At 66.8% G+C, this 25,954-nt stretch carries 24 protein-coding genes and 1 tRNA gene; 14 read left to right on the top strand and 11 right to left on the bottom strand.

What is annotated here, in order from left to right:
* Nucleotides 1-20: 20 nt before the first annotated feature.
* From ACSBQT_RS08055 to ACSBQT_RS08075, 5 genes are read right to left on the bottom strand one after another with little or no spacing between them, the layout of a single operon-like run.
* Nucleotides 21-1,238, bottom strand: a complete 1,218-nt coding sequence (locus tag ACSBQT_RS08055) for a substrate-binding domain-containing protein (protein ID WP_200885321.1) — start codon at nucleotides 1,236-1,238, stop codon at nucleotides 21-23.
* A 16-nt stretch (nucleotides 1,239-1,254) separates the two neighbouring features.
* Complete coding sequence (locus ACSBQT_RS08060; RefSeq protein WP_410709385.1) at nucleotides 1,255-2,403, bottom strand: ABC transporter permease; 1,149 nt, start codon at nucleotides 2,401-2,403, stop codon at nucleotides 1,255-1,257.
* A complete protein-coding gene (locus ACSBQT_RS08065) occupies nucleotides 2,400-3,485 on the bottom strand; it encodes an ABC transporter permease (RefSeq protein WP_410709383.1) in 1,086 nt (361 codons plus the stop codon). The genes ACSBQT_RS08060 and ACSBQT_RS08065 overlap by 4 nt, the downstream gene beginning before the upstream one ends.
* Complete coding sequence (locus ACSBQT_RS08070) at nucleotides 3,482-4,996, bottom strand: sugar ABC transporter ATP-binding protein (protein WP_039211628.1); 1,515 nt, start codon at nucleotides 4,994-4,996, stop codon at nucleotides 3,482-3,484. The genes ACSBQT_RS08065 and ACSBQT_RS08070 overlap by 4 nt, the downstream gene beginning before the upstream one ends.
* A 19-nt stretch (nucleotides 4,997-5,015) precedes the next feature.
* Nucleotides 5,016-6,116 (bottom strand): Gfo/Idh/MocA family protein, encoded by a 1,101-nt coding sequence (locus ACSBQT_RS08075; protein ID WP_410709381.1) that lies wholly within the window; start codon nucleotides 6,114-6,116, stop codon nucleotides 5,016-5,018.
* Nucleotides 6,117-6,211: 95 nt separating this feature from the next.
* Here ACSBQT_RS08075 and ACSBQT_RS08080 point away from each other — a divergent pair, with 95 nt between their 5' ends.
* The 4 genes from ACSBQT_RS08080 (at nucleotide 6,212) to ACSBQT_RS08095 (ending at nucleotide 9,886) form a co-directional block, all read left to right on the top strand.
* Complete coding sequence (locus tag ACSBQT_RS08080; protein WP_052240144.1) at nucleotides 6,212-7,399, top strand: ROK family transcriptional regulator; 1,188 nt, start codon at nucleotides 6,212-6,214, stop codon at nucleotides 7,397-7,399.
* A gap of 118 nt (nucleotides 7,400-7,517) precedes the next feature.
* On the top strand, nucleotides 7,518-8,441 hold the full coding sequence (locus tag ACSBQT_RS08085) for a PhzF family phenazine biosynthesis protein (RefSeq protein ID WP_410709380.1): 924 nt from the start codon (nucleotides 7,518-7,520) through the stop codon (nucleotides 8,439-8,441).
* Nucleotides 8,438-9,409 (top strand): methyltransferase family protein, encoded by a 972-nt coding sequence (locus ACSBQT_RS08090; RefSeq protein ID WP_410709378.1) that lies wholly within the window; start codon nucleotides 8,438-8,440, stop codon nucleotides 9,407-9,409. The genes ACSBQT_RS08085 and ACSBQT_RS08090 overlap by 4 nt, the downstream gene beginning before the upstream one ends.
* 45 nt (nucleotides 9,410-9,454) lie before the next feature.
* Nucleotides 9,455-9,886: a YdeI/OmpD-associated family protein gene (locus tag ACSBQT_RS08095; protein ID WP_369863841.1), complete on the top strand. Its 432-nt coding sequence runs from the start codon at nucleotides 9,455-9,457 to the stop codon at nucleotides 9,884-9,886.
* Here the strand turns inward: ACSBQT_RS08095 and ACSBQT_RS08100 are convergent, their stop codons facing one another.
* Nucleotides 9,887-10,261, bottom strand: a complete 375-nt coding sequence (locus ACSBQT_RS08100; protein WP_410709376.1) for a VOC family protein — start codon at nucleotides 10,259-10,261, stop codon at nucleotides 9,887-9,889.
* Between the two features lie 98 nt (nucleotides 10,262-10,359).
* Between ACSBQT_RS08100 and ACSBQT_RS08105 the strand changes: the two genes are divergently transcribed.
* A complete protein-coding gene (locus ACSBQT_RS08105) occupies nucleotides 10,360-10,833 on the top strand; it encodes a MarR family winged helix-turn-helix transcriptional regulator (protein ID WP_410709374.1) in 474 nt (157 codons plus the stop codon).
* A gap of 81 nt (nucleotides 10,834-10,914) precedes the next feature.
* Here the strand turns inward: ACSBQT_RS08105 and ACSBQT_RS08110 are convergent, their stop codons facing one another.
* The 4 genes from ACSBQT_RS08110 to ACSBQT_RS08125 all read right to left on the bottom strand — a co-directional run bounded on the left by ACSBQT_RS08110 (nucleotide 10,915) and on the right by ACSBQT_RS08125 (nucleotide 15,132).
* Nucleotides 10,915-11,388, bottom strand: coding sequence for a VanZ family protein (locus ACSBQT_RS08110; RefSeq protein ID WP_039211639.1), 474 nt, complete (start codon nucleotides 11,386-11,388; stop codon nucleotides 10,915-10,917).
* A gap of 80 nt (nucleotides 11,389-11,468) precedes the next feature.
* Complete coding sequence (locus ACSBQT_RS08115) at nucleotides 11,469-11,936, bottom strand: VanZ family protein (protein ID WP_235355253.1); 468 nt, start codon at nucleotides 11,934-11,936, stop codon at nucleotides 11,469-11,471.
* Between the two features lie 157 nt (nucleotides 11,937-12,093).
* Nucleotides 12,094-13,173, bottom strand: coding sequence for an NAD(P)-dependent alcohol dehydrogenase (locus ACSBQT_RS08120; RefSeq protein ID WP_410709373.1), 1,080 nt, complete (start codon nucleotides 13,171-13,173; stop codon nucleotides 12,094-12,096).
* 132 nt (nucleotides 13,174-13,305) lie between these two features.
* Complete coding sequence (locus ACSBQT_RS08125; protein ID WP_410709371.1) at nucleotides 13,306-15,132, bottom strand: bifunctional 3'-5' exonuclease/DNA polymerase; 1,827 nt, start codon at nucleotides 15,130-15,132, stop codon at nucleotides 13,306-13,308.
* A gap of 161 nt (nucleotides 15,133-15,293) precedes the next feature.
* Here ACSBQT_RS08125 and ACSBQT_RS08130 point away from each other — a divergent pair, with 161 nt between their 5' ends.
* From ACSBQT_RS08130 to ACSBQT_RS08170, 9 genes are all read left to right on the top strand, one after another.
* The gene (locus ACSBQT_RS08130; protein WP_435001399.1) at nucleotides 15,294-16,667 is read left to right on the top strand and encodes an FAD-binding oxidoreductase; all 1,374 of its coding nucleotides are present in this window, start codon (nucleotides 15,294-15,296) and stop codon (nucleotides 16,665-16,667) included.
* Nucleotides 16,668-16,849: 182 nt separating this feature from the next.
* Nucleotides 16,850-17,230, top strand: coding sequence for a YciI family protein (locus ACSBQT_RS08135; protein WP_410709369.1), 381 nt, complete (start codon nucleotides 16,850-16,852; stop codon nucleotides 17,228-17,230).
* Between the two features lie 10 nt (nucleotides 17,231-17,240).
* The gene (locus ACSBQT_RS08140; RefSeq protein ID WP_435001401.1) at nucleotides 17,241-18,494 is read left to right on the top strand and encodes an RNA polymerase sigma factor; all 1,254 of its coding nucleotides are present in this window, start codon (nucleotides 17,241-17,243) and stop codon (nucleotides 18,492-18,494) included.
* Nucleotides 18,495-18,578: 84 nt separating this feature from the next.
* Entirely contained in the window at nucleotides 18,579-19,541 is a 963-nt protein-coding gene (mvk, locus tag ACSBQT_RS08145) for a mevalonate kinase (protein ID WP_410709367.1), read from the top strand.
* Complete coding sequence (gene mvaD, locus ACSBQT_RS08150) at nucleotides 19,538-20,554, top strand: diphosphomevalonate decarboxylase (protein WP_410709366.1); 1,017 nt, start codon at nucleotides 19,538-19,540, stop codon at nucleotides 20,552-20,554. The genes mvk and mvaD overlap by 4 nt, the downstream gene beginning before the upstream one ends.
* The gene (locus tag ACSBQT_RS08155) at nucleotides 20,551-21,681 is read left to right on the top strand and encodes a phosphomevalonate kinase (protein ID WP_410709364.1); all 1,131 of its coding nucleotides are present in this window, start codon (nucleotides 20,551-20,553) and stop codon (nucleotides 21,679-21,681) included. The genes mvaD and ACSBQT_RS08155 overlap by 4 nt, the downstream gene beginning before the upstream one ends.
* On the top strand, nucleotides 21,671-22,831 hold the full coding sequence (gene fni, locus ACSBQT_RS08160) for a type 2 isopentenyl-diphosphate Delta-isomerase (RefSeq protein ID WP_410709363.1): 1,161 nt from the start codon (nucleotides 21,671-21,673) through the stop codon (nucleotides 22,829-22,831). Before ACSBQT_RS08155 ends, fni begins: the two co-directional genes overlap by 11 nt.
* Nucleotides 22,828-23,946 (top strand): hydroxymethylglutaryl-CoA reductase, encoded by a 1,119-nt coding sequence (locus ACSBQT_RS08165; RefSeq protein ID WP_410709362.1) that lies wholly within the window; start codon nucleotides 22,828-22,830, stop codon nucleotides 23,944-23,946. Before fni ends, ACSBQT_RS08165 begins: the two co-directional genes overlap by 4 nt.
* The gene (locus tag ACSBQT_RS08170; protein ID WP_410709361.1) at nucleotides 23,943-25,286 is read left to right on the top strand and encodes a hydroxymethylglutaryl-CoA synthase family protein; all 1,344 of its coding nucleotides are present in this window, start codon (nucleotides 23,943-23,945) and stop codon (nucleotides 25,284-25,286) included. The genes ACSBQT_RS08165 and ACSBQT_RS08170 overlap by 4 nt, the downstream gene beginning before the upstream one ends.
* A gap of 367 nt (nucleotides 25,287-25,653) precedes the next feature.
* Here ACSBQT_RS08170 and ACSBQT_RS08175 read toward each other — a convergent pair.
* A tRNA-Leu gene (locus tag ACSBQT_RS08175) sits at nucleotides 25,654-25,737 on the bottom strand.
* Between the last annotated feature and the right edge of the window lie 217 nt (nucleotides 25,738-25,954).

Raw genomic sequence — 25,954 nt, forward strand, 5'->3', positions numbered from 1 at the left:
TTCGCCCTGCCTCTCACGGCTCAGGGAATGACCCTGTCCTGCCACACCTCTGGGAATCCGGACAGATCCTCACCGCCGAACTTCGCATAGTGCCCATCAGGCATCCCCTTGTTCCGGTCGAGGTACTCATCGAGGTCCTCCGCCGTGATCGGGCTCTGCGGCAGCACCCATTCGGTCGGCACCTCTTCACCCTTGAAGATCATCTCAGCGGCGAGCAGCGGTGTCCGCCACTGGAAGTTCGAGTACACGGGAGCCATTGCCGTCATGTCCGTGTCCTTCCATTTGCGCAGGAAGCTGAGCTCGTCCTCGCCGGTCATGACGGGGTAGTCCTTTCCAGCGTCCTCGAAGGCTTCGACGGCGGAGACGGCGCCATCGCCGGCGTCCATCCAGACACCCTGGACGTCGCCCTTGGCGAGTTCGTCGGAGACGACCTTCTTGATCTCGGCCGGGTCTCCCTCGGTGAAGTAGTCGACGACCTCGATATCGGCCTCACCGAAGAGCTTCTCAGCTGCCGCCCACCGCTGTTCGAGCACATCGACGCCGGGCAGAATCCGCAGTGCGACGACTTTGTCTCCCTTCTCCAGGTTGTCGATGAGGAACTGTGAGGTGTCGATGCCCCATGCGAAGCCGCCGATCGGATGGATGAAGGTCACCGCACAGTCGGTTTCCACACCTCGGTCGAAGACGATGACTGGTTTGTCCGTCTTGCAGGCGCGTTCAACGGCAGGGGTGATCGCCGAGGTCGAGTTCGGCGAGATGATGAAGCCGTCGCAGTCGCCTTCCGAGATGAAGTAGTCGATGTCGGCGATCTGGGTGTCGTCGTTGTCCTGAGCGTCGCGGGTCTCCATCTCGGTGATGACGCCGTTCTTCTTGAGATCCTTCAGCTGTTCATTCATGGTGATCCAGCCGGTCTGCCTCCAGGGGTTCGAGATCGAGGCATTGGCGAAGCACATCTTCTTCCCGCCCTCGGACTTGAACTCCGAGGTATCGCCCATCTCAGGGTTGATCATCTGCAGGTACGGCTTGTCCTCGGGGCCTTCGGGGACGACGTCGCGTTCTTCGAATTGGCGATCGTAGAGCTTCTGGTCGAACCACTCCTCAGAGGAGTCCTCGCCGCCGCCCTCACCTCCTCCGGGTTCCACCGTGGGGTCGGTTGTGCACCCGGCCAAAGCGATGAGCGCGGAGGCACCGACCAGCGCGACCGCCGTCCTCAGCACTGGTTTCAGTCCTGTTCTCATGATGGTTTCTCCTCTGTCATTGCCGTACGGCACCATCGCCGCCGGCCGGTGGGGTCGACGGAGTGGTCTCCGCCGAGGTGGTCAATGGGTTCGTCGAGACTGAAGTCCGACCACGTCTGCGCCGTCGGGCGAAGACCACTCCCGAATAGGCGACTGCAGCGATGATGATCGCGCCTTGGATCGCATCGCGCATGGTTGCCGGAACCGCGGTGAAGTTCAGCAGAGTGAACAGGGCTTCCAAAGTGAACGCACCGGTGAGGGCTCCGAGGACGGTGCCTCGGCCTCCGCCGAGGACCACTCCGCCGAGGACAACGGCGGTGATCGCCGTGAATTCGTAGCCCTGCCCCACGGAAGGATGCACTCCGGCGAAGCCGACCAGCAGCACCCCGGCGACCGTGGCCGACAGCGACGAGAGCACGAACGCCGCCGTCTTGGTCCACCACACTCGGGCGCCTGCAAAGGTCGCTGCCGCCGAGTTGTCTCCGATCGCGACCAGAGTCCGACCGAAGGGTCGACGCGAAAGCCACACTGCCAGAAGAATCACGGCCGCCAGGATGAGTACCGCGAACGGCATGACATCGATGAGCGGGATGCCCTCGAACCCACCCCGGCCGATCTGTCGGAAGTTCTCGGCGGGATTGCTCGTCGCCACGCCTCCGGTCCACCACATGATCGCACCGTGGATGATGAGCATGGTGCCCAAGGTGACGATGAACGAGGGCACGCGCAGCAGAGTCGTGGCCAATCCGTTGATCAGTCCGACGAGGATGCCGATCCCGATGAGGACGACGAGCACTGGACCGGTCTTCGACTCATCGACTCCGACGAGATGGCCGACGGTCATCACCTGAGCAGTGACGACGGCTCCCATCGACAGGTCGAACTCACCGCTGACGATGACGAAATACTGTCCGATCGCCACGATTGCGATGGGTGCGACCCGTTGGATGAACCGCATCAGCGATCCGGGCTCGGCGAAGCTCGGGTTGAGCACGACGATGGCCAGAAGGATGACGATGAGGAGGACCACGACGATCCCCTTCGGATCGAGTGCCCGCCGTCCCAGTTCGGCAATCCTGTCCCCGACGCCGAGGCGGCTCTGTCCCGACCGTGGAGTCTCAGGCTGTGCCTGCGCCGAGGGTGGGAGCGAGGTCGAGGAGTTCACGACTGACTCCCCTCTCCGGTGACGACCGCTTTCTCGCCGAAGTTCCCCGTCTGTGCGGTCCGGATGGCAGAGCGATTCCCGTCGGCGAGGTTCGGCCCCTGCGGTGCGTGGGCGAACCTGATGCGGCGGGCGACGATCCTGCGCCGCGCGTAGAGTGCCACGGCGACGATGATGACGAGCCCCCTGATGACGTCCTTGAGGAATGGATTGAACTGCATGACGCTCATGAGGTTGTCGAGGACTGCGAAGATCGCGACTCCGCCGATGGTTCCCCAGATCGATCCTCGCCCACCCATGAGCACTGTGCCGCCGAGCACGACTGCGGCGATGGACAGCAGATCATAAGTGCCTTGTGAGCCGACGGTCGGACTGCCGACTCCCAGCCGACTGGCCAACAGCAGTCCCGCGAATCCCGCGCAGACCGAACTGCCGATATGCGCCCCGATGATCGGCAGGCGTTCACGGACTCCCGAGAGCCGAGCGACCTCAGCATTGCCTCCTGCGGCAAAGAGGTGGTGGCCGAAGGTCGTGCGGACGAGGATGAACGCGACGAGAGCAGCCAAGGCCAGCATGACGATCGTCGAAATCGGGACCGGACCGATGCCCGAGGCACCGAAGAGCTGAAACGACCACGGGACTTCTCCCTCGGTGCCCTGATAGTTCGTGTCCAGGTAGCCCTTGAGCATCAGACCGACCCCGAGGGTCGCGACGAATCCGTGGATTCTGAGCACCGAGACGAACAGTCCGTTGGTCAGCCCGATGAGAGCGGTGATCGCCACAGTGAGCAGCACTGCAGGGATCACCATCCCATCGCGGCCATCCATGGTCTGTGCGGCGACCAGACTCGCCAGGCTCATGACGTAGGGGACCGACAGGTCGAGGGAAGCGCCGAGGATGACGAGCGTCTGTCCGATAGCTACGAAACCGAGCACGCTCATACCGGTGAGGATGTCGCGGATGTTTCCAGGGCTGAAGAGATTGCGGCCCGTTGTGGCGACGAGTATTGCCGCGACGATGAGCACGATGACCAAGGCGATATAGACCAGAGCGGTGGTATCGAGATGACGCAGTCGAGTCCTCACTGTTCAGTCACCACCTGAGCTTCGGTTCCGGTCGCCAGCGACAGAACCTCCTCTTCGCTCGAGCCGGGAGGAAGCTCCCCGGCGATCCGACCATCGGCCATCACAAGGATTCTGTCTGCCATTCCCAGGACCTCCGGAAGCTCACTCGACACGAGGAGGATCCCCACGCCTCGGCGCGCCAGGCTTCGGATCAGGCGGTAGACGGCCACTTTGGCTCCGACGTCGATTCCGCGAGTCGGCTCGTCGAGCAGCACGATCCGGGGTGAGGTCGCCAGCCATTTCGCCAGAACGACCTTCTGCTGGTTCCCTCCCGACAGCGCCCGCACTTCCTGGTCGAGTCCTCGACTGATGATCTCGAGCGATTCGAGGATCGCCGGGACTTCCGTCTTCACCCGGGCAGTTCTCGACGGGAACACTGCACGGATGGCCAGCAGCGCATTGTCCGCAATGGATTGCGACAGCGCCAGACCTGTGCCCTTGCGATCTTCGGTGACCAGCGCCAGGCCCTGCCGGACGCCCTGCCGTGCGGAATTGATCCGCCCGGACTTTCCGGCCAGTCGAAATGCGCCCCGTGTGAATGGCTGTGAGCCGAAGAGGGCTTCGAGCAGCTCGGTCCGACCTGAGCCTTGAAGACCGGAGACGCCGAGAATCTCCCCTTCACGCAGTTCGAGCCCGATGCCCTCCAGCTGTTCGTTTCCTCCGCCGTTGACCTCCAACAGCGGTTCTCCGATGGTCGTCCCGGGTTCGGGTTCCGGGAAGAAGGCGCTGATGGGTCGACCGACCATGGCCCGCACAAGGCTCGCATGATCGAACTCGTCTCGTGGTCTGCCGGCCACCAGGGATCCGTCCTTCAACACGGTGATCTCATCGCAGAGGTCGAAGATCTCCTGCAGCCTGTGGGAGACGTAGATGATCGCCACACCTTTGGCTTTGAGAGTGTCGATGACGCGATAGAGAACAGCCACCTCGTTGTCCGACAGCGCCGCAGTGGGCTCATCCATCGAGATGACCTTCGCATCAACAGACAGTGCTTTGATGATCTCGACGATCTGCTGCTCGGCCACCGTCAGCCAGCCGACCTTCGCGTCAGGGGTGATGCCGGTGACGTCGAGCTCGTCGAGGAGCTCCTGTGTCCGCCGCTTCATCGCAGCGACATCGACGATTCCCCACTTGTGCGGTTCCCGTCCGAGGAAGACATTCTGGGCGACCGTGCGATCCGGCAGCAGGTTGAATTCCTGGAACACGGTGGCGACTCCGGCTCGTTCGGCCTCGACCGGATGAGAGAAGTCGACGAGTTCGCCGTTGATCCGCAGCTCGCCGGAATCCCGCTGGTGGACGCCGGCGATGATCTTCATCAGAGTGGACTTTCCTGCACCGTTCTCACCGACGAGACCGTGGACGGTTCCGGAGTGCACCTCGAGCGATACTCCATGCAGAACCTCGACGCCGAAGAAGCCCTTCGTGATCCCGGCAGCCGAGAGCACCGGCCGGCCCGCCTCTGTTGTGCTCATGTCTGCTCTCCTGCGGTGATCACGATGACTCGACCTCGACCCACGCGCGCTGTTCGGCTGAGTTCAGCACGGCCTCCGTCACGAGCACGGCTCGCACCCCGTCTTGCAGAGTCGGCAGACCCTCCGGCCTCTCGCCGGCGAAGAGCGCATAGGAGTCGGCGACGAAGGCATTGAACGCATCTTGGTATCCCTGCGGGTGGCCGGCCGGGACCATGCACAGACGCGCGGCATCGGCGGACAGGGAGTCGGGATCGCGGACGAGAAGGCGGCTGTCGGCTCGCTTGCCGAACCACAGCTGTTCGGGCCGCTCCTGCTCGAAGCGCATGCTCGCCTCGGTGCCGGCGATCTCCACGGTCAGTCCGTTCTTGCGTCCGGGAGCCAGCTGGGACACCAACAGTGAACCGATGGCACCGCCGGTGAACTCCACGGTCACGGCCACGGTGTCCTCCGTGGTCACCGCGGTGCCGCCTCGGCGGGGATGAACTGTCCTCGTGGTCGCCACCAGGGACGATATCCGGTCATCGACGATGAACTCGATGAGGTCGACGAGGTGGGAGCCGATATCGGCGAAGGCCCGCGAGGGGCCGCCGCGCTCAGTCTCGACGCGCCAGTTCTCGTCGCCCGAGCCGAGCAGCCAGTCCTGCAGGTATCCGGCGTCGACTGTCAGCAGCGTCCCGGCCTGACCCTCGCGGAATCGGGCTCGGGCCTCGCGCACCATCGGGTGGTAGCGGTAGACGAACGGAACGGTCCCAAGCAGACCCGCCTCGTCGGCGCGGGCCAACACGGCACGCGCGGCCGTCGAATCAGTCGCCAAGGGCTTTTCGCAGATGATGTTCGATCCCGCGTCCAGGGCCTGCAGGGACTGTGCCGCGTGGACGTCATTGGGCGTGCAGATGTGGATCGCGTCGAGCGATCGATCAAACAGCTCCATGTCCGAAGCAGGCCGGCCGAAGCCCAATTCGGCGGCGACCTCGGTGCTTCTCGCTGGGCTTGAGGCGACGACGCTGTCGAGCACGGCTCCGGCCGACCGCGCGGCCCGACTGTGGACGCGCCCCATGAACCCGCCGCCGAGGAGACCGATTCGAGGCGCCTGCGGAACCGCATGAGCAACATTGACCATGCATCATTATGTTGTCTGCATCACCTCTTTTGTCAATGCTTTTTCAAAAGTATTCATATCGTCACCCAGAAGTAGCAATGTGGTTTACTGAATGAATGACATTGTCGACCGATCCGCACACTTCTGACCTGTCCCATGCGGGTGGGCTGTTCCAGCTGCTGCGCGACAGCCGACCGCGGACTCGTGCGGAGCTGGTGCGTTCGACTGGTCTGTCTCGTCCGACGGTGGCGCACAGGATCGAGCAGCTGCTGGGGCTGGGGCTCATCGCCCCAGTCGATGATGCGGCCTCCACCGGCGGTCGACCGAGCTCGCAGTTCGCTTTCAATCCTCGGGCCCGCGTCGTCGTCGCTGCTGACTTCGGGGCTTCACATGCGCGGATCGCGGTGACGAATCTGGCCGGCGAGCTGCTCGCCGATCATCGCGCCAAGCGAGCCATCTCCACTGGTCCCGAGGACGCCGTCGACTGGATGACCACCACCGCCCTCCAGCTGCTCGAACAGACCGGGCGCAGCATCGGCGAGGTCGTCGGCATCGGAATCGGTCTGCCCGGTCCCGTCGAGTTCTCAACCGGCAGGCCGATCAATCCTCCGATCATGCCCGGCTGGGATCGCTTCGACCTCCCCGGAGCACTGAAGAAGACCTTTTCGGCGCCGGTCCTCGTCGACAATGACGTCAACATCATGGCTTTGGGCGAGCAGACCGCGGCCTGGCCCGACGCCTCGGACCTGATCTTCGTCAAAGTCGCGACGGGCATCGGGGCCGGAATCATCTCCGGCGGCTCACTTCGCCGTGGCTCGCACGGTGCGGCAGGCGATATCGGGCACGTTGCGCTCTCCCGAGCTGCGGATATCCCCTGCGCGTGCGGCAACCGCGGTTGCCTCGAAGCGGTGGCCTCCGGTCGAGCGATCGCACGAGACCTGACGAATTCCGGGGTCCCCGCTGCTACGCCCAGCGATGTCGTCCGCCTCGCCAAGGACGGAGATCTGCAGGCCATTCAAGCGGTCCGCCAAGCCGGGCGCGACCTCGGCGAAGTGCTCACCACATGTGTGAGCCTGATGAATCCGGCGCTCATCCTCATCGGCGGAACCATGGCACAGGCCGCCGAACACCTGGTCGCGGGTGTCCGGGAGGTCGTCTACGCACGATCGATCCCGCTGTCGACCGAGCACCTCATGATCGCTCCTTCGCGCGCGGCCGGGGACGCCGCGATCCTCGGCGCGGCTCAGCTGGCCATTGATGCAGCACTGTCGCCCGAGCGGATCTCCGCCGCCCTCCGCAGCTGACACCCCCGCGCCAACGGGGGCCAATCCACCGACGCTCCGGCCTGGGCCTTTACACTGTGAGAAGCGCCCGCGCAATCCCCCGCTCGCAGCGTGGTCCGCATCTTGCGAAGGAGTGTCATTGTCACAGCACCGTCGTTTCGCCCAGGTCGATGTCTTCTCTGCCGTGCCCTTCCAGGGCAACCCCGTCGCGGTCATCGTCGACGCCGATGGCCTCGATGAGACGCAGATGGCCCGCATCGCGAACTGGACGAACCTGTCCGAGACCACCTTCGTCCTCCCGCCCGACGACCCCGCGGCCGACTACCGCCTGCGCATCTTCACCCCGCACCGAGAGCTGCCCTTCGCCGGCCACCCCACGCTCGGTTCGGCAGCGGCCTGGCTCGACGCCGGCGGCGCCCCGCAACACGCGGACCGCATCGTCCAGGAGTGCGGTGCCGGTCTCGTCGACATCCGCAGATCCCCTCGCCGAAGCGGCCCGACCGATCCGACCGACTCGACCGATCCGACCAGCCCGACCACCCCGACCGACCCAACAACCGGATCCACCGAAACCCTCGCCTTCGCCGCCCCCGATCGCCTGCGCTCGGGACCGCTCGACGAGGCGTACGTCGAGCAGATCGCAGCCGCCCTCGGCGTCGATCGCTCCGAGATCGTCGGACACCAGTGGGCCGACAACGGCCCCGGCTGGGCGGCCGTGCGACTGTCCAGCGCCGAACAGGTGCTCGCACTGACCCCCGACTTCTCGGCGATCCCCGATGCGAAGCTCGGCGTCCTCGGCGCCCACCCCGACGGGTCGGACCACGAGTACGAGATCCGCGCCTTCGTGCCGGGAGTCGGCGTCGCCGAGGATCCGGTGACCGGCAGCCTCAACGCCTCCGTCGCCCAATGGCTCATCGGTGAGAACCTGGCCCCGAACAGCTACACCGCGGCCCAGGGAACCGCGCTCGGCCGCTCCGGAGTCATCTCCATCACCGCCGAGGACGACGAGATCTGGGTCGGCGGAGACACATCCATCTGCATCCGCGGGACGGTGCACACATGAATCGACATCTCACCGAAGTGAACAAACCGAAGAAACGACTGCGCATCTTCCACGGCCGCATGTACTTCGCCCTCCAGGCCCTCGCCGGAGCGGTATGGTGGCTGGGCACCGCGATGATTCCCGGGGTGGCCGACGCGACGCTCGGCAGCATCGACCCGCTGCTCGTCGCGTTCGTGGACATCCCGCTCTTCGTCATCGGTTCGGCCCTGGCCGCGCTCAACTTCCGCTGGGCCGTGTGGATCGCCACCGGTTGGACCGTGCTCGTGGCGCTGGGCATGGTCGTCTATGCGACCGCCACCACCGAGGCGGGACTCGGCGCCGTCCTCATGATCCTCGCCGCGCTCGGCAGCCTCCTTGCCGGTGTGCTCATGATCGTCGGGCGCATCCCGTCCGAGAAGCTCCTCATCGGACCCTTCGCGTTCCACAGTTCGCACACCCGCATCCGGTCCCGCCTGCTGATGCACACCACCATCCAGATCGTCGTGTTCTGGGGCGTGTTCCTCGTCATCATCCCGGTCATCATCAATGCCTTCGAAGACCGCTGGAACCTCGCCTACAAGTTCCCGATCCTCATCGTGGTCGTCGGCTTCGCCCTGCTCGCCTTCTCCAGCGTCATCGGCGTGTGGTCGGCCCGAGCGATCGCGAACTTCGGCTCCGGCACCCCGCTGCCCTCGCAGATGGCCCACCACCTCGTCGCCCGCGGCCCCTACGCCTTCGTCCGCAATCCGATGGCCATCGCCGGCGTCGTCCAAGGCATGGCGATGGGTCTGCTCATCGGCTCGTGGCTCGTCGTCGTGTACGCACTCATCGGCTCACTGCTGTGGAACTGGCTCATCCGCCCCCACGAGGAGAGCGACCTGATCGAGCGCTTCGGCGACGAATACCGCGACTACGCCAAGCGCGTGCGCTGCTGGTGGCCGACCTTCTCGACCGCCGAAACCGCTCCCGACCTTGTCGACGAGGACTGATCGGCCTACGCTCGGTCAAGACCATCCACTCACCGAGGAGGCCGCATGGTCACGTTCACCACTGAACTCCTGAAACTCGGCAACAACGTCGGCATCGAAGTTCCCGAGGACATCGTGCTCGGCTTCGGCGTGGGCAAACGGGTCCCGGTCATCGTCACGATCGAAGGCTATTCGTATCCCTCGACGACCGCGGTGATGGGTGGGAAGTACCTGCTCCCGCTCGCCAAGGAACACCGGGAGAAGATCGGGGTCGCCGGCGGTGAGACCCACGAGGTGACGCTGACTCACGACACCTCGAACCGAGAGACCCCGGTTCCCGATTCCCTCGCCGAGGCGCTCGCCGCCGCCGGTGTCCGCGCGGCTTTCGATGCGCTCGCACCGTCGAAGCGCAAGGAGCATGTGCGCCAGGTGACCTCGGCAAAGGCCGAGGAGACCCGGAACAGACGGATCAGGAAGATCGTCGACTCGCTCGGCTGATCACCCTGCGTCGTGCAGGGTCACCGCATAGCCGTCGGGATCGGCGAAGGCGAAGGTCAGCCCGAAGGGGCTGGGAGCGGGCGCCCGGAGGATCTCCACCCCCGCCTCGGCGAGGGAATCATGCAGTGTCTGGGCATCATCGCACCTCAGCCACAGCGCCACTCCGCTTCCCGGGCGATCGCCGGAGTCGAGGTCGACGCCGGGCAGCGGTTCGCGCACGGCAAAGGGGATCGGCGAGGTCGTGAACACGACCGCTCCGGGCGGGGCGGCCGGGGCTCGGGTCAGCCCGAGCTGCGATTCGTAGAACTGTGCGGCCGCTTCCACGTCGCGCACCTGCAAGGCGATGAAGTCCGGACCGCTCACTGACGCATTCATGGTGTTCTCCTTCTCTTTCGGCATCCCGCCGCATGGCAGGACCCGCTCTCGTCTTATGTCAGTAACCTGACATCAGAAATGTATGTCAGAATGCTTACATGAGTCAAGAGACTAATTCTGGAGAAGCCGTCGGGGAGGACAGGCTCGAGTCGCTGCTCGGCTATCAGCTCAAACATCTGCAGTCGGCGCTGCGGTCCCGAATGGATGAGACGCTCCGACCGTTGGAGCTGACCACGCCGCAGTACAACTGCCTCGAGCAGCTGCGGCGACGGCCGGGAGCGTCGAATTCCGAGCTCGCGCGCGGCGCCTTCGTCACCCGGCAGACGATGAATACGCTGCTGCGCGGGCTCCAGGAGCGGGGACTGATTGAGCGACCCTCCACGGCCGAATCCGGTCGCATCCTGCCCGCACGCCTCACCTCGGCGGGCTTTGAGGTGCTCGATCAGGCCGTCTCCCGCGTCGAGGCGGTCTCCGCGCGCATGGTCTCACCGCTCGACGATGAGACTCGGACGATGGTCACCGAGGCGCTCGGCCGGTGCATCGCGGCCCTCGAAGAAGCCGAGGACGACTGAGGGCCGGGAGATCGAGCGGTCACCGAAAGGCCGGCTGGAAGGCCGGCGGACAACCGGGGCCCCGGACTGACGTGATCGGATCTACACCGGCGCGAGCTCCCTCTCGGATTCCCGCCTCGTCGACCGTTTCGGCCATGCGGCCAGGCAGCACAGGCCGAGGAGCGCGCCGATGCCGGCGCCGAGAGTGTTCGTGACGAGGTCGCTGAGCGTGGCGAAGCGGGACTGAGTGAGCACGGTGCCTTGGAAGATCTCGATGGCGGCGCTGAAACCCGCGCCGAAGAGGAATCCGAGCCACCAGCGTCGGCGCCCGAAGTGCAGGGCCGCGAGGAAGCCGAAGGGAATGAACATCGCCACATTGCCGAGCTTCTCGACCCGTTCATAGGTCAGCCAGGCAGTCTCCCGGTGAGCGGCGAAGAGGTCGAGTGCGTGCCCGATGAGGGTGTCCGGGCCGGTGCCCAGCTGCTGCGGGGTCAGCGTGATGGCGGCGATGAAGAGGGTGTAGAGGACGAGAAGGGCCAGCGGCGCACCGACTGTGCGCTGATCACGATCGGTCATCACCGACCAACTTACGACCGAATCCTGGGCACATCCTCAGATGCGGATATGACCCGGCTCTCACCGGACCTCGGGACCTCTCACCGGACCTCATGGTCGACGGGGACGCGGTCCATCCTCGGCGGCCAGATCCTCATGACGACGAGTCCGACCACAGCTCCGATGCCGGCACCGAGGCTGTTCGTCACGAGATCGCTGATCGTGGCGAAGCGCGTGGGTGAGAGCAGGGTCGCCTGGGTGCCCTCGATGAGGCACGTGAACGCGATGCCCGCGACCCAACCGACCCACCAGCGGCTGCGGCCGCACTGGAGGGCCACAAGCAGGCCGAAGGGAATGAACATTCCGACATTCGCGAGCTTCTCGAGGATGTCGAAGCTGATCCATGCGGTCACCCGGTGGGAGGCGAGGAACTCGAGCAGTCCCGCGATGAACGACCCGGGGCCCGTGTCCATCTGGTTGGGCGTGAGCGTGACGAGGCCGATGAACACGGTGTAGAGGATGAGCAGCGCCAAGGGCACCGTCCGCAGCTGTCGCCTCGTGTCCGTCATCTCTCCCCCGCCCCTCGGCCCGGTCTCATTCTGCCCGCCTGCGGCATGGGGGTCGAGGGATTCCCGCAGGGATTGCGGGAATCACCCCGACCATTGCGGTCCCACGCCCGGGATTCAGACGAGGTGGGCCCAGACGCGGCGAATCAGACGAGATGGATCAGGCGATGGCCTCGACGTCGTCGAAGCTCGCGGTGTCGATGACGACGCGGAACTGCACATCTCCGGCCACGACCCGATCGTAGGCGGCATCCGCCTCGGTGACGGGGATCGTCTCGATCTTCGCGGCGATGCCGTGTTCGGCGCAGAAGTCGAGCATCTCCTGGGTCTCGGCGATGCCGCCGATGTTCGATCCGGCGATCGCCTTGGCACCGCCGATGACGGCGCCGAAGGAGAACTCCTGCTTCTCCGGCGGCAGGCCGACGACGGCCATGACCCCGCGCGGCTTCAGCAGACGCAGGTAGCGGTTGACGGGGATATCGGCGCTGATCGTGTTGAGGATGAGGTCGAAATCGCCGGCATGGTCGGAGAAGAAGTTCTCGTCGGTGGTGGCGAGCATCCGCTTCGCACCGAGTTCCAGTGCCGCGGCTTCCTTCTTCAGCGTGCGCGAGAGCACGGTCACTTCCGCGCCCATGGCCGCGGCGATCTGGACACCCATATGCCCGAGTCCGCCGAGTCCGAGCACGGCGACCTGCTTGGGAGCACCGTTCTTCTTCTCACCGGCGCCCCAGCGGTTGAGCGGCGCATAGGTGGTGATGCCCGCGCACAGCAGCGGGGCGGCGACGTCGAAGTCGAGCGCATCGGGGATCCGGCAGACGAAGCGTTCGTTGACGACGACCTTCTGCGCGTATCCGCCCTGGGTGATCGTGCCGTCGACGTCTTCGACGTTGTACGTGCCGACGTTGCCGTTCAGGCAATTCTGCTCCTGACCGGCCAGGCATTCCTCGCACTCGCCGCACGAATTCACCATGCAGCCCACGCCCACGCGGTCGCCGACCTTCCAGTCGGTGACATCGGAACCGACGGCCTCGACGACGCCGGCGATCTCGTGGCCGACGGTGAGCGGGAAGTGCGCCTCGCCCCATTCGTTGCGGATGGTGTGGATGTCGCTGTGGCAGATGCCTGCGGCCTTGATGTCGATGACGACGTCATCGGGTCGGGGATCCCGGCGCTGAATCGTGGCCACGCGGAACGGCTGATCCGCTCCCGTCTTCTGCAGTGCCTTGACGCTGATGCTCATGTGATCTCCTTGGACTTGCGTATCCGTTGCTGGGCCACATCGTCCAGCGCTTGCGGCTCGCAGTCTATTCCATGCACATGGACTTATTCTTCGACGATCCGCTCAGTGCCCCATTCGGCCCCATCGAACGCTTCAGTCCTTGATCGCCCGCTCCCCGATACTCAGGTCGAGGGGGAAATCGACGGGGGCAACCCCGAAGAGCAATCGACCCGCCGAGGCTGCCGCCGCCCTGATCGCCTCCGCCGCCTGATCGGCCTGTTCGGCCGGGGCATGGACGATGACCTCATCGTGGAGGAAGAACACGAGGTGGGCACGGCGGGAGAACACCGGCCCCGAGGCGGCCGCCGGGGAGGTGCCCGCCCCACCATCCGGTGTCGCCGCCTCTGACGTCTCCTCGATCTCCGGCAGCCGCGCCAGACGCAGTCTCAGGTCGGCCAGCCAGGCCAGCGCCCATTCGGCCGCTGTGCCCTGAACGACGAAGTTGCGAGTGAATCGTCCCTGGTCACCGGCGGCCCGCCGGGCCCGCTGCTCATCGGCACCGGTGGCGTCGAAGCGGTTCGCCGCCCTCTGCAGTCTCTGCCACCCCTCGCCGGGCGGCGGAGAGGTCCGTCCCAACCAGGTGGACACGACTCCTCCCTGTCGTCCCGCCTCGGCGGCGGAATCGACGAGGTGCATGGCGGCAGGGAAATTCTGCCGCAGACGCGGCACCAGGGCTCCGGCCTCACCGGTCGTCGATCCGTACATGGCACCCAGCACCGCGATCTTCGCTTCCTGCCGGGTGGCCACGACGCCGGCGTCGACGAGCCCGGAGTAGAGGTCCTTGCCGAATCCGGCCTCGGCCATCGCCCGGTCGCCGGACATGGCGGCGAGCGCGCGGGGTTCGAGCTGGGCGACATCGGCGGAGACGAGCCGCCACCCCTCGTCGGCGCGCAGAGCCGGACGCAGCTGCCGCGGGATCTGCAGGGCCCCTCCCCCGCTGGCCGCCCACCTCCCGGTGACGACTCCTCCGGGCACATAGACCGGCCTGTACCGGCCGTCATCGACCCATTCATCGAGCCAATGCCAGCCGTTGGCGCTCAGCAGCCGGGCCATCTTCTTGTACTCGAGCAAGGGCGCGATCGCCGGATGCTCGCTCGTCTGCAGCTCCCATTTCGAGGTCGAGGCGACATTGATGCCGGCGTTGCGCAGGGCCGCGAGCAGCCGGTTCGGCGAATCGAGGTTGACCCGCGGATCCTCAAGGGCCTCACGGACCTCCTCGGCCTTGGCCAGCATCTTCGCAGGCTTCCCGTCGCGGATCGGACGGGGACCGAGCAGGTCGGACAGTATCCGATCGTGTTCGACCTCGTCCCAAGGCACGCCTGCCGCACGCATCTCTGCGGCGACGAGTCCTCCCGCCGACTCCGCGGCCAACAGCAGCCGCAGTCGTCCCGGATCGCCTGCGGTCTCCATCGCCGCGGTCTGCCGGACATACTCGGCCAGGGCCGCCTCGAGGTCATGTGGAACCTGCGGGATGAATCCGCGTCCGGCATCGACGTCGAAGAGAGCGGCCGCCTGTTCGGGCGCTGCGGCGTCGGTGGGCGCGGCGTCCCATTCGGAGGCGGCACGCACCGCCTCCGGTGCGGTGACGAGTTCGGAGCGGGCGAGGATCGCATGGGACAAGCGCAGATCGTGGCAGCGTTCAAGGCTCACCCCGGCGGCCAGCAGCGGCGGGCACCATTTCGCGGTATCGCTGAGGACCCAGCGGGGGCGGGCCCCGCCCGGCCCGCGCGAATCTCCCCCGACCCCGTTCTCACGGTCGCGGACGAGCTCGGGCAGGTCCACCTCGGCGAGGTCGATCCGACCGACCTCCTCACCGGCACTGTCGAGGTCGACGATCCCGATCCGGTGCCCCTCGAACCCGGTCCCGGGCACGGTTCCGAGCACGCAGGCGGCGGGCCGCTGAGCGGGGGCGGAGGTCATGGATCCAGCCTACGCCGCGGGGGCGCTCGGACGGTCGCGCGGACGGTCTCCCGCTCGCCCGTCCACACCCTGACCCTGACCGCCCGCCGCGAACGTGATCCTGGTAACGTCGAGAGCGAATTCCGGGTGCCGAACTCCGCTCGAAAGGTCAGACACACAACATGGACGTTGTCTCCTCCCTCACCTCCGCTCTGCCGGCCGAAGCCGTCATCACCGATCCCGATTCGATGGATGCCTACCGCTGGGATCGCGCGAACGACCCCGATGCCGGGGTGCCTGCCGCCGTGGTCCGGGTGAGGACCACCGAGGAGGTGCAGACGGTGGTGCGCATCGCCGCCGAGGCGAAGGTCCCGATCGTGCCCCGCGGCGCCGGATCCGGCCTGTCCGGCGGCAGCTCCGCGATCGCCGGCGGAATCGTGCTCTCCCTGGACAAGATGCGCGAGATCAGCATCGATCCCGTCACCCGCATGGCCACGGTCCAGCCGGGTGCCTTCAATGCCGAGGTCAAGACCGCCGCGGCCGAACACGGCCTGTGGTACCCGCCGGACCCCTCGTCCTTCGAGTTCTGCTCCATCGGCGGAAATATCGCCACGAACGCCGGCGGTCTGTGCTGCGTGAAATACGGTGTGACCACGGACTATGTCCTCGGAATGACCGTGGTCCTCGCCGACGGGCGGGCCGTGAAGCTCGGCGGACCCCGGCTCAAGGACGTCGCCGGTCTGCCGCTGACGAAGCTCTTCGTCGGTTCCGAGGGGACCTTGGGCGTGATCACCGAGGTGACCCTGCGTCTCATTCCCGCTCAGCTGCCGCCGACGACCGTCGTCGCGATGTTCCCGAAGCTCGCCGATGCCACGAACGCCGTGCTCGAGATCGCAAAAGCCATGCGCCCCTCGATGCTCGAGTTCATGGACAAGCCCTCGATCAACGCCGTCGAGGACGAGCTGAAGATGGGTCTCGACCGTGAGGCCGAGGGCATGCTCGTCATCCAGTCCGACGAACCCGGCGAGCACTGCACCGTGCAGGCGAAGATCATCGAGGAGATCTGCAACAGCAACGCCGCCTCCGAGTGCTATCTCACCGCCGACCCCGACGAGGGCGAAGCCTTCGTCACGGCCCGCCGGATCGCGATCCCGGCCGTGGAGAAGAAGGGTGCTCTGCTGCTCGAGGACGTCGGCGTTCCGCTGCCGAAGCTCGGCGATCTGGTGCTGGGTATCGAAAAGATCGCGGCCGACCGCGAGGTGACGATCGCCGTCATCGCGCACGCTGGCGACGGCAACACGCATCCGCTGCTCGTCCTCGATCCCAAGGACGAGGAACAGCAGAAGCGCGCGCAGATCGCCTACGGCGAGGTCATGGACCTGGCCACGGGACTGGGCGGGACGATCACCGGTGAGCACGGCGTCGGCCGCCTCAAGGCACCGTGGCTCGCGCCCTACCTCGGCGAGGACGTCATGGAGCTCAACCACCGGATCAAGCAGGCCCTCGATCCGGACAACATCTTCAACCCGGGATCGGTCTACACCGGGCTCGTCTGAGGATCCGGCTGGGGTCCGCGGCGCAGCAGCGGCTGGGTCGGGACCGCCTCGGCTGGGTCGGAACCGCCTCGGCGGAGGGAATTCGTGGAAGAATTCTGCACAGCTGTCGAATCGACGTCGATTCGATCGTCTTCTCTGTGAGCGACCGAAATCCGGCCGCCGCACACAGAACGGAGCGAACCATGCGCTATTCACTGATCTTCCACGCACCCGAACCCGGAGTCGACGGCCCTGCCCCCACCGAAGAGGACATCCAGGAGATGATGCGCCTCATGGACGACTTCGGCCAGGCGCTCACCTCGGCCGGGGTCTTCGTCGCCTGGGAGATGCTCGCACCCCACACCGAGACGAAGACCGTGACCCGGCGGACCGGAGAGGTCGTCATCGAGGACGGGCCCTCCGCCGCGGCGAAGGAGGCCCTGGCCGGGGTCGTCGTCATCGACGTTCCCGACATCGAGGCGGCCCTGGCCTGGGCCGAGAAATTCCCCGGCACGAGCTACGGCACCATCGAGGTCCGACCCGCGGCGACCTCGTTCGTCGACGGCACGTGGACCCGGCCCTGATCGGGAACCCGTGACCGAGTCGGCCGATCCTGCCGAGCGCGCGATGATCCTGTCCCAGGACGGCTGGGGCAGGATCATCGCGCTCATCGCGGCCGCCGACGGTGATATCTCCGGCGCCGAGGATGCACTGTCCACTGCGCTCGAACGTGCCGTCACAGCGTGGCGGGACCAGGGACCGCCCGCCAATCCGGAAGGCTGGCTCTACCGTGTGGCGCTCAATGCCCGCCGAGACGTGTGGAAATCGGCGGCGGCACGGACCTCGACGGCACTCGACGAGGAGACGAACGACCGCATCGTCGGCGGCACCGACCCCGCCCATCACGACCCTGACGCCGTGCCCGACCGCAGGCTCGAACTCCTTGCCGCCTGCGCCCACCCGGACATCGATCCTCCAGCCCGGCCGCTGCTCATGCTCTCGGCGGTGATGGGGATGACGGCAAAACAGATCGCAGCGGCCATGGCCCTGCCCGCCGCCACCGTCTCCGCCCGTCTGACCAGGGCGAAGAAGCGTGTTGCCGGTCTCGGTGTCGCCTTCGGCAGTCCCGACCGCCTCGACCTCGAGTCCCGTCTGCCCGATGTGTTTGAGGCGATCTATGGGGCGTTCGCGATCGAATGGGCTCAGGCGGCCGCGCAGCCGCGGGAGGGCATGATCGGCGAGGCCCTGTACCTGTCCCGCCTCGTGGCCGAACTCTGCCCTGGCGACGGCGAATCCCACGGACTGGCCGCACTCATCCACCTCTCCGCCGCCCGGTTCCCCGCCCGTCGCAGCGGCAACGGACGATTCGTCCCGCTGACCGACCAGGACCCCGACCGCTGGGACGGAACACTCACCGAGGCGGGCGAGCGCCACCTAGTCGAGGTCCACCGCTGCGGACACGTCGGCCGATTCGGGCTCGAGGCAGCCATCCAACTCCTCCATATGGCCGGAATCCGCACCGGATCCACGGATTGGCCGATGCTGCTGCGCCTCCACGACGATCTCGCGCAGGTGGCCCCGAGTCTCGGCGGGTCGGTCTCCCGAGCGGCCGTCCTCGCCGAGGTCGACGGCCCCGAGGCGGGACTGGCCGCACTCGACGCGCTGGGCTTCGACCCGGACGGCCAAGACGATAAGCGCGTCTCCGCCTTCCAACCTGCCTGGGTGCTGCGGGCTCATCTGCTCACCCGCCTCGGCCGCACAGACGAGGCGGCCACCGCCCGCCGGCGGGCGCTCGACCTGACCACTGACCCGGCCGAACGCGAGTACCTCTCGGCAGGACTCACCTGAGACGGACGTCACCTCGTCTTCGGGATGGGCGGGGGTACGGCATATGATGGTGAAATCAATCCACAGACTCCGAAACCATCCTGCATGCACAATTCCTCTCAGACCGAACCCGCCCAGGGCACGTCCCAGGGCTTCGCCCACGCGAAGGCGATCCTGTTCGGCGAACACGCGGTTGTCTACGGCTCTCCGGCCGTCGCAGTGCCATTGCACGGGCTCGGAGTCCAGACCGATATCCGCCGGTCCCCGCACCAGGAGACCCGGATCGAGAGCCAGCTGTTCTCCGGAAATGCGCAGACCGCTCCGGAGCCGATGGGCCCCGTCGTCGCCGGTCTCAACGCCGCGCTGAAGGCCGTGGGCAACCCCGACGCCGAGGTGGAGCTGCTCATCCGTTCGGCGATCCCCCACAGCCGGGGCTTGGGTTCGAGTGCAGCCGTGGCCACCTCCGTGGCCCGCGCCGTCGCGAACCTGCATGCGACGGTCTTCGACGAGAACACCCTCCACGAGATCGTGCAGGCGGCCGAAACCGTCGCCCATGGCCGACCCAGCGGAATCGACGCCTGGGCCGTGGCCAAGCCCGCCCCCATCCGCTTCCAGACCGGGTGCGCCCAGACCATCGACGTCGGTCAGCGCCTCGTCTTCGTCCTCGCGGACTCCGGTCATCACGGGTCCACCGCCGAGGCGGTCGGCGGGGTCCGTGCCTGCCGTGACGCCGATCCTGTGCGCATCGGGGGGATGATCGACCGTCTGGCCGAAATCACCGATTCCGCCGTCGACAACATCCGCTCCGGTGATCGTGGGGCGATCGGCACCCTGATGAACGAAGCCCATGGACTGCTCGGCAGCCTCGGCGTGTCGACCCCGACCCTCGATTCCCTCGTGGATGCCGCCACCGCGGCCGGAGCCTGGGGCGCCAAACTCACCGGCGGCGGGCTCGGCGGCTGCGTGCTGGCCCTGGCCGATGACGATGATTCGGCCGAAGAGCTCGCCGAGGCCCTGCGCAAGGCGGGAGCACCCCGCACCTGGACGACGGAGGTCAGACCGACATGAGAACGACGACGGCGCGAGCCTACCCGAACATCGCCCTGGTCAAATACTGGGGCAAGGCCGATGAGGAGCTCATCCTGCCCGCCGCGGGCAGTCTGTCGCTGACCCTCGACCATTTCGAGACCACGACCACCGTGGTGCCCGCCCCGGACGCCGAGACCGATGTCCTCGAACTCGACGGCGCACTCGCCGATGCCGGTCAGACGGATCGCATCTCGACTTTCCTCGACCATGTCCGCGCCCTGGCGGGACGCGATGACCGGGTCCTCGTCCGGTCCCGCAACTCCGTGCCCACAGGTGCCGGTCTGGCCTCCTCGGCGTCGGGCTTCGCCGCTCTGGCCACGGCCGCCGCTGCCGCCTTCGACCTCGACCTCGACGCCAGAGATCTCAGCCGGCTGGCCCGCCGCGGTTCGGGGTCGGCCTGCCGCTCGATTCCCGACGGCGTCGCCGTCTGGCACGCCGGCGACGACGCCGCGTCCTTCGCCGAGACCGTTCCCGCACCGGACATGCGGATGATCATCGTCACCGTCAACCGGGCGAGGAAGGCCGTGTCCTCCCGCGAGGCGATGCGCCTGACGGCCGCCACCTCCCCCTTCTACTCCGGTTGGGTGTCCTCGACCGAGGACTACCTGGAGCAGATGGTCGCTGCGTGCGCGGCCGGGGACTTCACCCGCATCGGCGAGATCACCGAATCCCACGCCCTGCGCATGCACGGCCTCATCCAGTCCACCGTGCCTCCGATCCGGTTCCTCAATCCGACCAGCCACGCGATCTTCGACGCCGTGGCCGAAGCCCGCGAGAACGGCATCGAAGCCTATTCGACCGCCGATGCCGGCCCGAACGTCGCCGTCATCGTCCGCCCCCATGACGCCGAGGCGCTGGCAGAGAAGCTCTCCGGCTTCGGCGACGTCCGCGTCGTCGGCCCCGGACCGGGAGCCCACCTGCTCACCGCCGATGACGCAGTCCCGCCCGCAGACGCAGTGAACCCGGCTGCGGGTGAGGGCAGCCGGGCATGATCGAGACCCGGGCACCCGGCAAGCTGTTCATCGCCGGCGAGTACGCCGTCGTCGAGCCCGGACAGCCCGCCGTGCTCATCGCCGTCGACCGGTGCATCACCGTCCGACTGACCGAGAGCGAAGGCGCCGGCCGCATCCATTCGAGCGAATACGGTCAGGCTCCCGTCGTGTGGCGGCGCGAAGACGATGGTGAGCACATCATCGTCGACGAGCGCCCCTTCGACTATGTGCTCTCGGCGATCTCCACCGTCGAAGAGCTGCGCTCCGGCCGGGGTGCCAGCCCCCGCTACTTCGATCTCGAGATCTCCAGCGAACTCAATGACTCAGACGGCCGGAAGTTCGGCCTCGGCTCCTCGGCGGCGGTGACTGTGGCGACGATCGCCGCTCTCGATGAGTTCTACGAACTCGGGCTGACCCTGACCGAACGCTTCAAGCTCGCCGTCCTGGCGACCATCGCGATCTCCACGAAGGCCTCCGGCGGCGATCTTGCCGCCAGCACCTTCGGCGGTTGGATCCGCTACTCCTCCCCCGACCGTGCCGCCCTGCACGCTCACCGCGAGGCCCACGGGGTCGTCTCCGCCATGAGCTGCTCGGAATGGGCCGGCTGCTCGGCCAGACGGGTCACCCCACCGAGCTCGCTCGACCTCCTCGTCGGCTGGACCGGATCACCGGCGTCGACCGAACACCTCGTCACACGCGTCCACACCCCGCGCGAGCAGGCAGCCGAATCCTCTGCCGAAACGACCGCGGCACCGCAGAAAACGCGCCCGCTCGTGTCCTTCGCCGCCGAGTCGCACACGCTCGTCGACGACCTCGTGGCGGCCTTCGACGCCGACGATGCCGAGGCCAGCCTGACCACGATCCGCTCCGTGCGCACCCTGCTGCGGCGACTGAGCGACTCCACGGGCAGCCTCATCGAAACCGAAGCCCTGCACGACCTGTGCGAGATCGCCGAAACCCACGGGGCCGCAGCGAAGCCCTCGGGAGCCGGCGGCGGCGACTGCGGAATCGCCCTCGCCCACTCCCACACCGAAGCACAGACCATTCTCAGCGGCTGGGAAGCCGCCGGAATCCGACCCCTGGACCTCGGTGCCCACCGAGAGGAAGGCGAGATCGATGAGTTCTGAGACCCCGGCATCAGTTGAGACACCGGAGACCAAGGCCTCACGGGCCTCCCGCAAGGACGACCACGTACGCCTCGCCTCGGCGCAGCAGACCGAAGGCCCCCGCCGCACCGACTTCGACGACCTCGAATTCGTCCACCATGCCCTGTCCGGCACGAACCCCGAACTTGTCGACCTCTCGGTCGAACTCGGAGACTGGACGTGGCCGACTCCCTTCTACGTCAACGGCATGACCGGCGGCACGGAGACCACGGCGAAGATCAACCGGGACCTGGCCATCGCCGCCGCCGAGACCGGCCTGCCCATGGCCTGCGGATCGATGAGCGTGGCACTCGACGACGCCGAGGCAGCGAAGGGCTTCACCGTCATCCGCGAGGAGAACCCGGACGGCTTCGTCATGGGCAACCTCGGCGCCGGTCGCAGCGCCGATGATGCCCGGCGGGCCGTCGAACTGCTGAACGCAGATGCCCTCCAGCTGCACATCAACCCGGTGCAGGAGACCGCGATGCCCGAAGGCACCCGCGACTTCTCCACCTGGCTGTCCGGTCTCGAGGACATCGTCGCCTCCTGCCCCGTTCCCGTCGTCGTCAAAGAGGTCGGATTCGGACTCAGCCGCCGTACGCTCACCCTCCTCGCCGATATCGGAGTCCAGTACGCCGACGTCTCCGGCGCCGGAGGCACCGACTTCCTGCGCATCGAGAACGATCGCTCACCGGCCGATGACTTCTCCATGCTCACCGGCTTCGGCCAGTCCGCCCTGGCCTGCCTGCTCGACGCCCCATCCGAATGGACCACCGAGACGACGATGGACGACGGCGTCTCGAACCGCGTGCTGCTGGCCTCCGGCGGCGTGCGCAACCCCTATGATGTCGTGAAAGCACTGGCCTGCGGTGCTCGCGCCGTCGGCGTCGCCGGCACGTTCCTGCAGACCGTGCTCGACCACGGTCCGGACGGGCTCGTCGATCTCGTGCGCACCTGGCAGACTCAGACCTCGGCTCTGTTCGCCCTGCTCGGGGCGCAGCGGTCCACGGACCTCACGGCCACGGACCTGCTCACGCGGGGCCGCCTCGGCGAGTTCGCCCGCCTGCGCGGAATCGACGTCACCGCGCTCTCGCACCGATCCGACGTCCTTTCGAGGAGGAATCAGCTGTGAATCAGCAGACCACGATCACCGGGATCCCCACCACGTGGGTCGGTCCCCTGCGGGTCAGCGGCGAAGCGCTGGCGCCGATCGGCACCCACACCGAGGTGGCCGTGCCCCTGGCAACGTATGAGACCCCGCTGTGGCCCTCCGTCGGCCGCGGGGCGTCGATCTCCCGTGAGATCGAAGGTGGGATCCGCACCGTCATCGTCGATGAGCGGATGACCCGGTCGGTGCTGTTCGTGGCCGAATCCGCGATCGGCGCCGAGGCGGCCGCGCAGGCCATCCGTCACCGCACCCGCGAACTCGAAGCCGTCGTCGAGGCCGGGTCCGGCCACTGCCGGCTCATCGAGATCCACCCCGAGATCGTCGGGAACCTGCTCTTCGTCCGCTTCGCCTTCCGCACCAACGACGCCTCGGGGCACAACATGGTCACCCAGGCCTCGGATTCGCTCATGGACACCATCCTGTCCTGGCAGCTGGGCCTCGACTACGGCTCGGTGTCGGGCAACTACTGCTCGGACAAGAAGGCCACCGCGGTCAACGGGATCCTCGGACGCGGACGCAATGTCGTCGCCGAGATCGTCCTGCCCCACGAGGTCGTCGATCGTCGCCTGCGCACGAGCGCGGAGAAGATTGTCGAACTCGTCGTGCGCAAGAACCTCGTCGGATCGACGATCGCTGGCGCCCTGCGTTCGGCGAACGCGCACTATGCGAACATGCTGCTCGCCTTCTACCTGGCCACCGGTCAGGATGCGGCGAACATCGTCGAAGGCTCGCAGGGCATCACCTATGCGGAGAACCGCCCCGAGGGCCTGTACTTCTCGACGACGCTGCCGCACCTCATCGTCGGCACCGTGGGCAACGGCAAGGATCTGCCGCGTGTCGATGAGGCGCTGGAACGTCTCGGCTGCCGGGAGGATCGTGAGCCGGGAGCGAATTCGCGTCGACTCGCTGCGCTCATGGCCGCGACCGTTCTCTGCGGTGAGCTCTCACTGCTCGCCGCCCAGACGAACCCCGGTGAGCTGATGGACACTCACCGTCAGATGGAACGCAAGGCTGATGAGCAGCACGCTGCCGAGACTCCGACAGATTCAGCACACCGAGAGGACGGCGAGGCCGCATGACATCACACACTGCTGCGGGCACTGTCACGATCGGCATCGACGACATCGAACTGGCCACGAGCCATCATGTCGTCAGGCTCGATGACTTCGCCGAGGCGAACGGCACCGATCCGAACAAGTTCCGCCTCGGCCTCGGCCAGGACGAGTTCAGCTTCCCGGCACCCGATGAGGATGTCGTGACCATGGCCGCCGCGGCTGCCGCGCCGATCATTCAGCGCAGCGGGACCGAGGGCATCCGCACGATGCTCTTCGCCACCGAATCGGGAATCGACCAGTCGAAGGCCGCCGGCATGGCCGTGCACTCGCTGCTCGACCTGCCGTCGCAGATGCGCGTCGTCGAGGTCAAGGAAGCGTGCTATTCGGCGACGGCCGCCCTGCAGGCGGCCGTCGGCATCGTCACCCGGTCACCGGGTCAGCGCGTGCTCGTCATCGCCTCGGATGTGGCCCGCTATGCGCTCGATTCTCCGGGTGAACCGACCCAGGGTGCCGGTGCCGTGGCGATGCTCGTCTCCGCGGATCCGAAGCTGCTCGAGATCGAACCGGTCTCAGGGCTGAACTCGGCCGATGTCGATGACTTCTGGCGCCCGAACGATTCGACGACCGCGATCGTCGACGGAGCCCTGTCGGTCACCGCCTACCTCGATGCGCTCACCGGAGCGTGGACCGATCTGGCCGCGCAGGGCGGACCGGCCATGGCCGAGATCGACCGTGTGCTCTACCACCAGCCGTTCACGAAGATGGCGAAGAAGGCGCAGGTCCACCTCGCCGGACTCACGGGTGAGGATCTCGACACGGAGATCGTCGCGGGTGCCTCTGGAGCGGGTGCCTCTGGAGCGGGCGCCGTCGATGCCGGCACCTCGGATGCGGGCTCCACCGGCCCGACTGCCGCCCACTCGGCCGCCGCCGCGGACTCGGCCACTGCCGGCTCAGCCGACAGCTCGGCTGCCACCGGCCCGCGCGATACGGGTCTGGCCACCAGCACTCTGTACAACCGGCGTCTCGGCAACTCCTACACCGCTTCGCTCTATGCCGGACTGTGCTCGCTGCTCGATCACGATGAGGATCTTGCCGGCAAGCGCATCGGACTGTTCAGCTATGGGTCGGGCAGCGTCGGCGAGTTCTTCACCGCTCGCGTCGTCCCCGGCTACGAGCAGCATTCGCGCCGGCGGGCCGTCACCGATGCACTCGACGCCCGGGTGCCGCTGTCCATCGACGCGTATCGCGCCCTCCACGCCGCCGAGCTCTCCAGCGCCGAGGACGTCACGACCCCGAAGGTGACTGCGGGACCGTTCCGCTTCGCCGGAATCAAGGGCCGCGCCCGCCTCTACGAGCGCGCCTGAAGCCTCCAGGAGTCCTCCCCCCGGAGTCACAGCGCCCGTTCGCGTCCTCACCGCGCATTCGGACCGGCCTGATCGCTGTCAGCCCAGTTTGAGGCGAACAGCCCATGTTTGAAACAGGGCTGCTCAACTCAAACTGGGCCTTTTGCGAGTTTTGGTACAGGCCTCTTCGAACAGCCCCCTCTGCCCCCTGAGCCATTCGAAGAAACCTGTACCTTTTCGCGTTCGGCCCGGTTCGAAGTGAATAGCCCCTGGTCAAACACGTGCTGCTCGCCCCAAACTGGGCCCTTCGCACTGTGACCACCGCAGACACGAAGAAGCCCCTCACCTTGACCCTGTCGGGACCCGGTGAGGGGCTTCTCGTTCGCTGTGCGCGAGGGGGGACTTGAACCCCCACGACCTTGCGGCCACTGGCACCTGAAGCCAGCGCGTCTACCAATTCCGCCACTCGCGCGAACAAGGTAAAACTCTAGCATCGGAGTCGGCGAAACTGAAAACCGAGGAAGCCGAATCGACCCAAACGTGTCCACCTTCACATTTTCGACCCGAGCGTTCACTCACCCCCGACCCGCGCGGCCGCCCACGCTCGCCCCGCACACCGGCCCACCTGCGCCGTCTGCACTCCCTCGATCTTCCCTGGACGCGCGCAGGGAATCCCGGCACAGCTTCGC

Origin of the sequence: Brevibacterium sp. H602 (assembly GCF_051172395.1) — a bacterium.
In the GTDB taxonomy this organism is placed as follows: Bacteria; Actinomycetota; Actinomycetes; order Actinomycetales; family Brevibacteriaceae; genus Brevibacterium.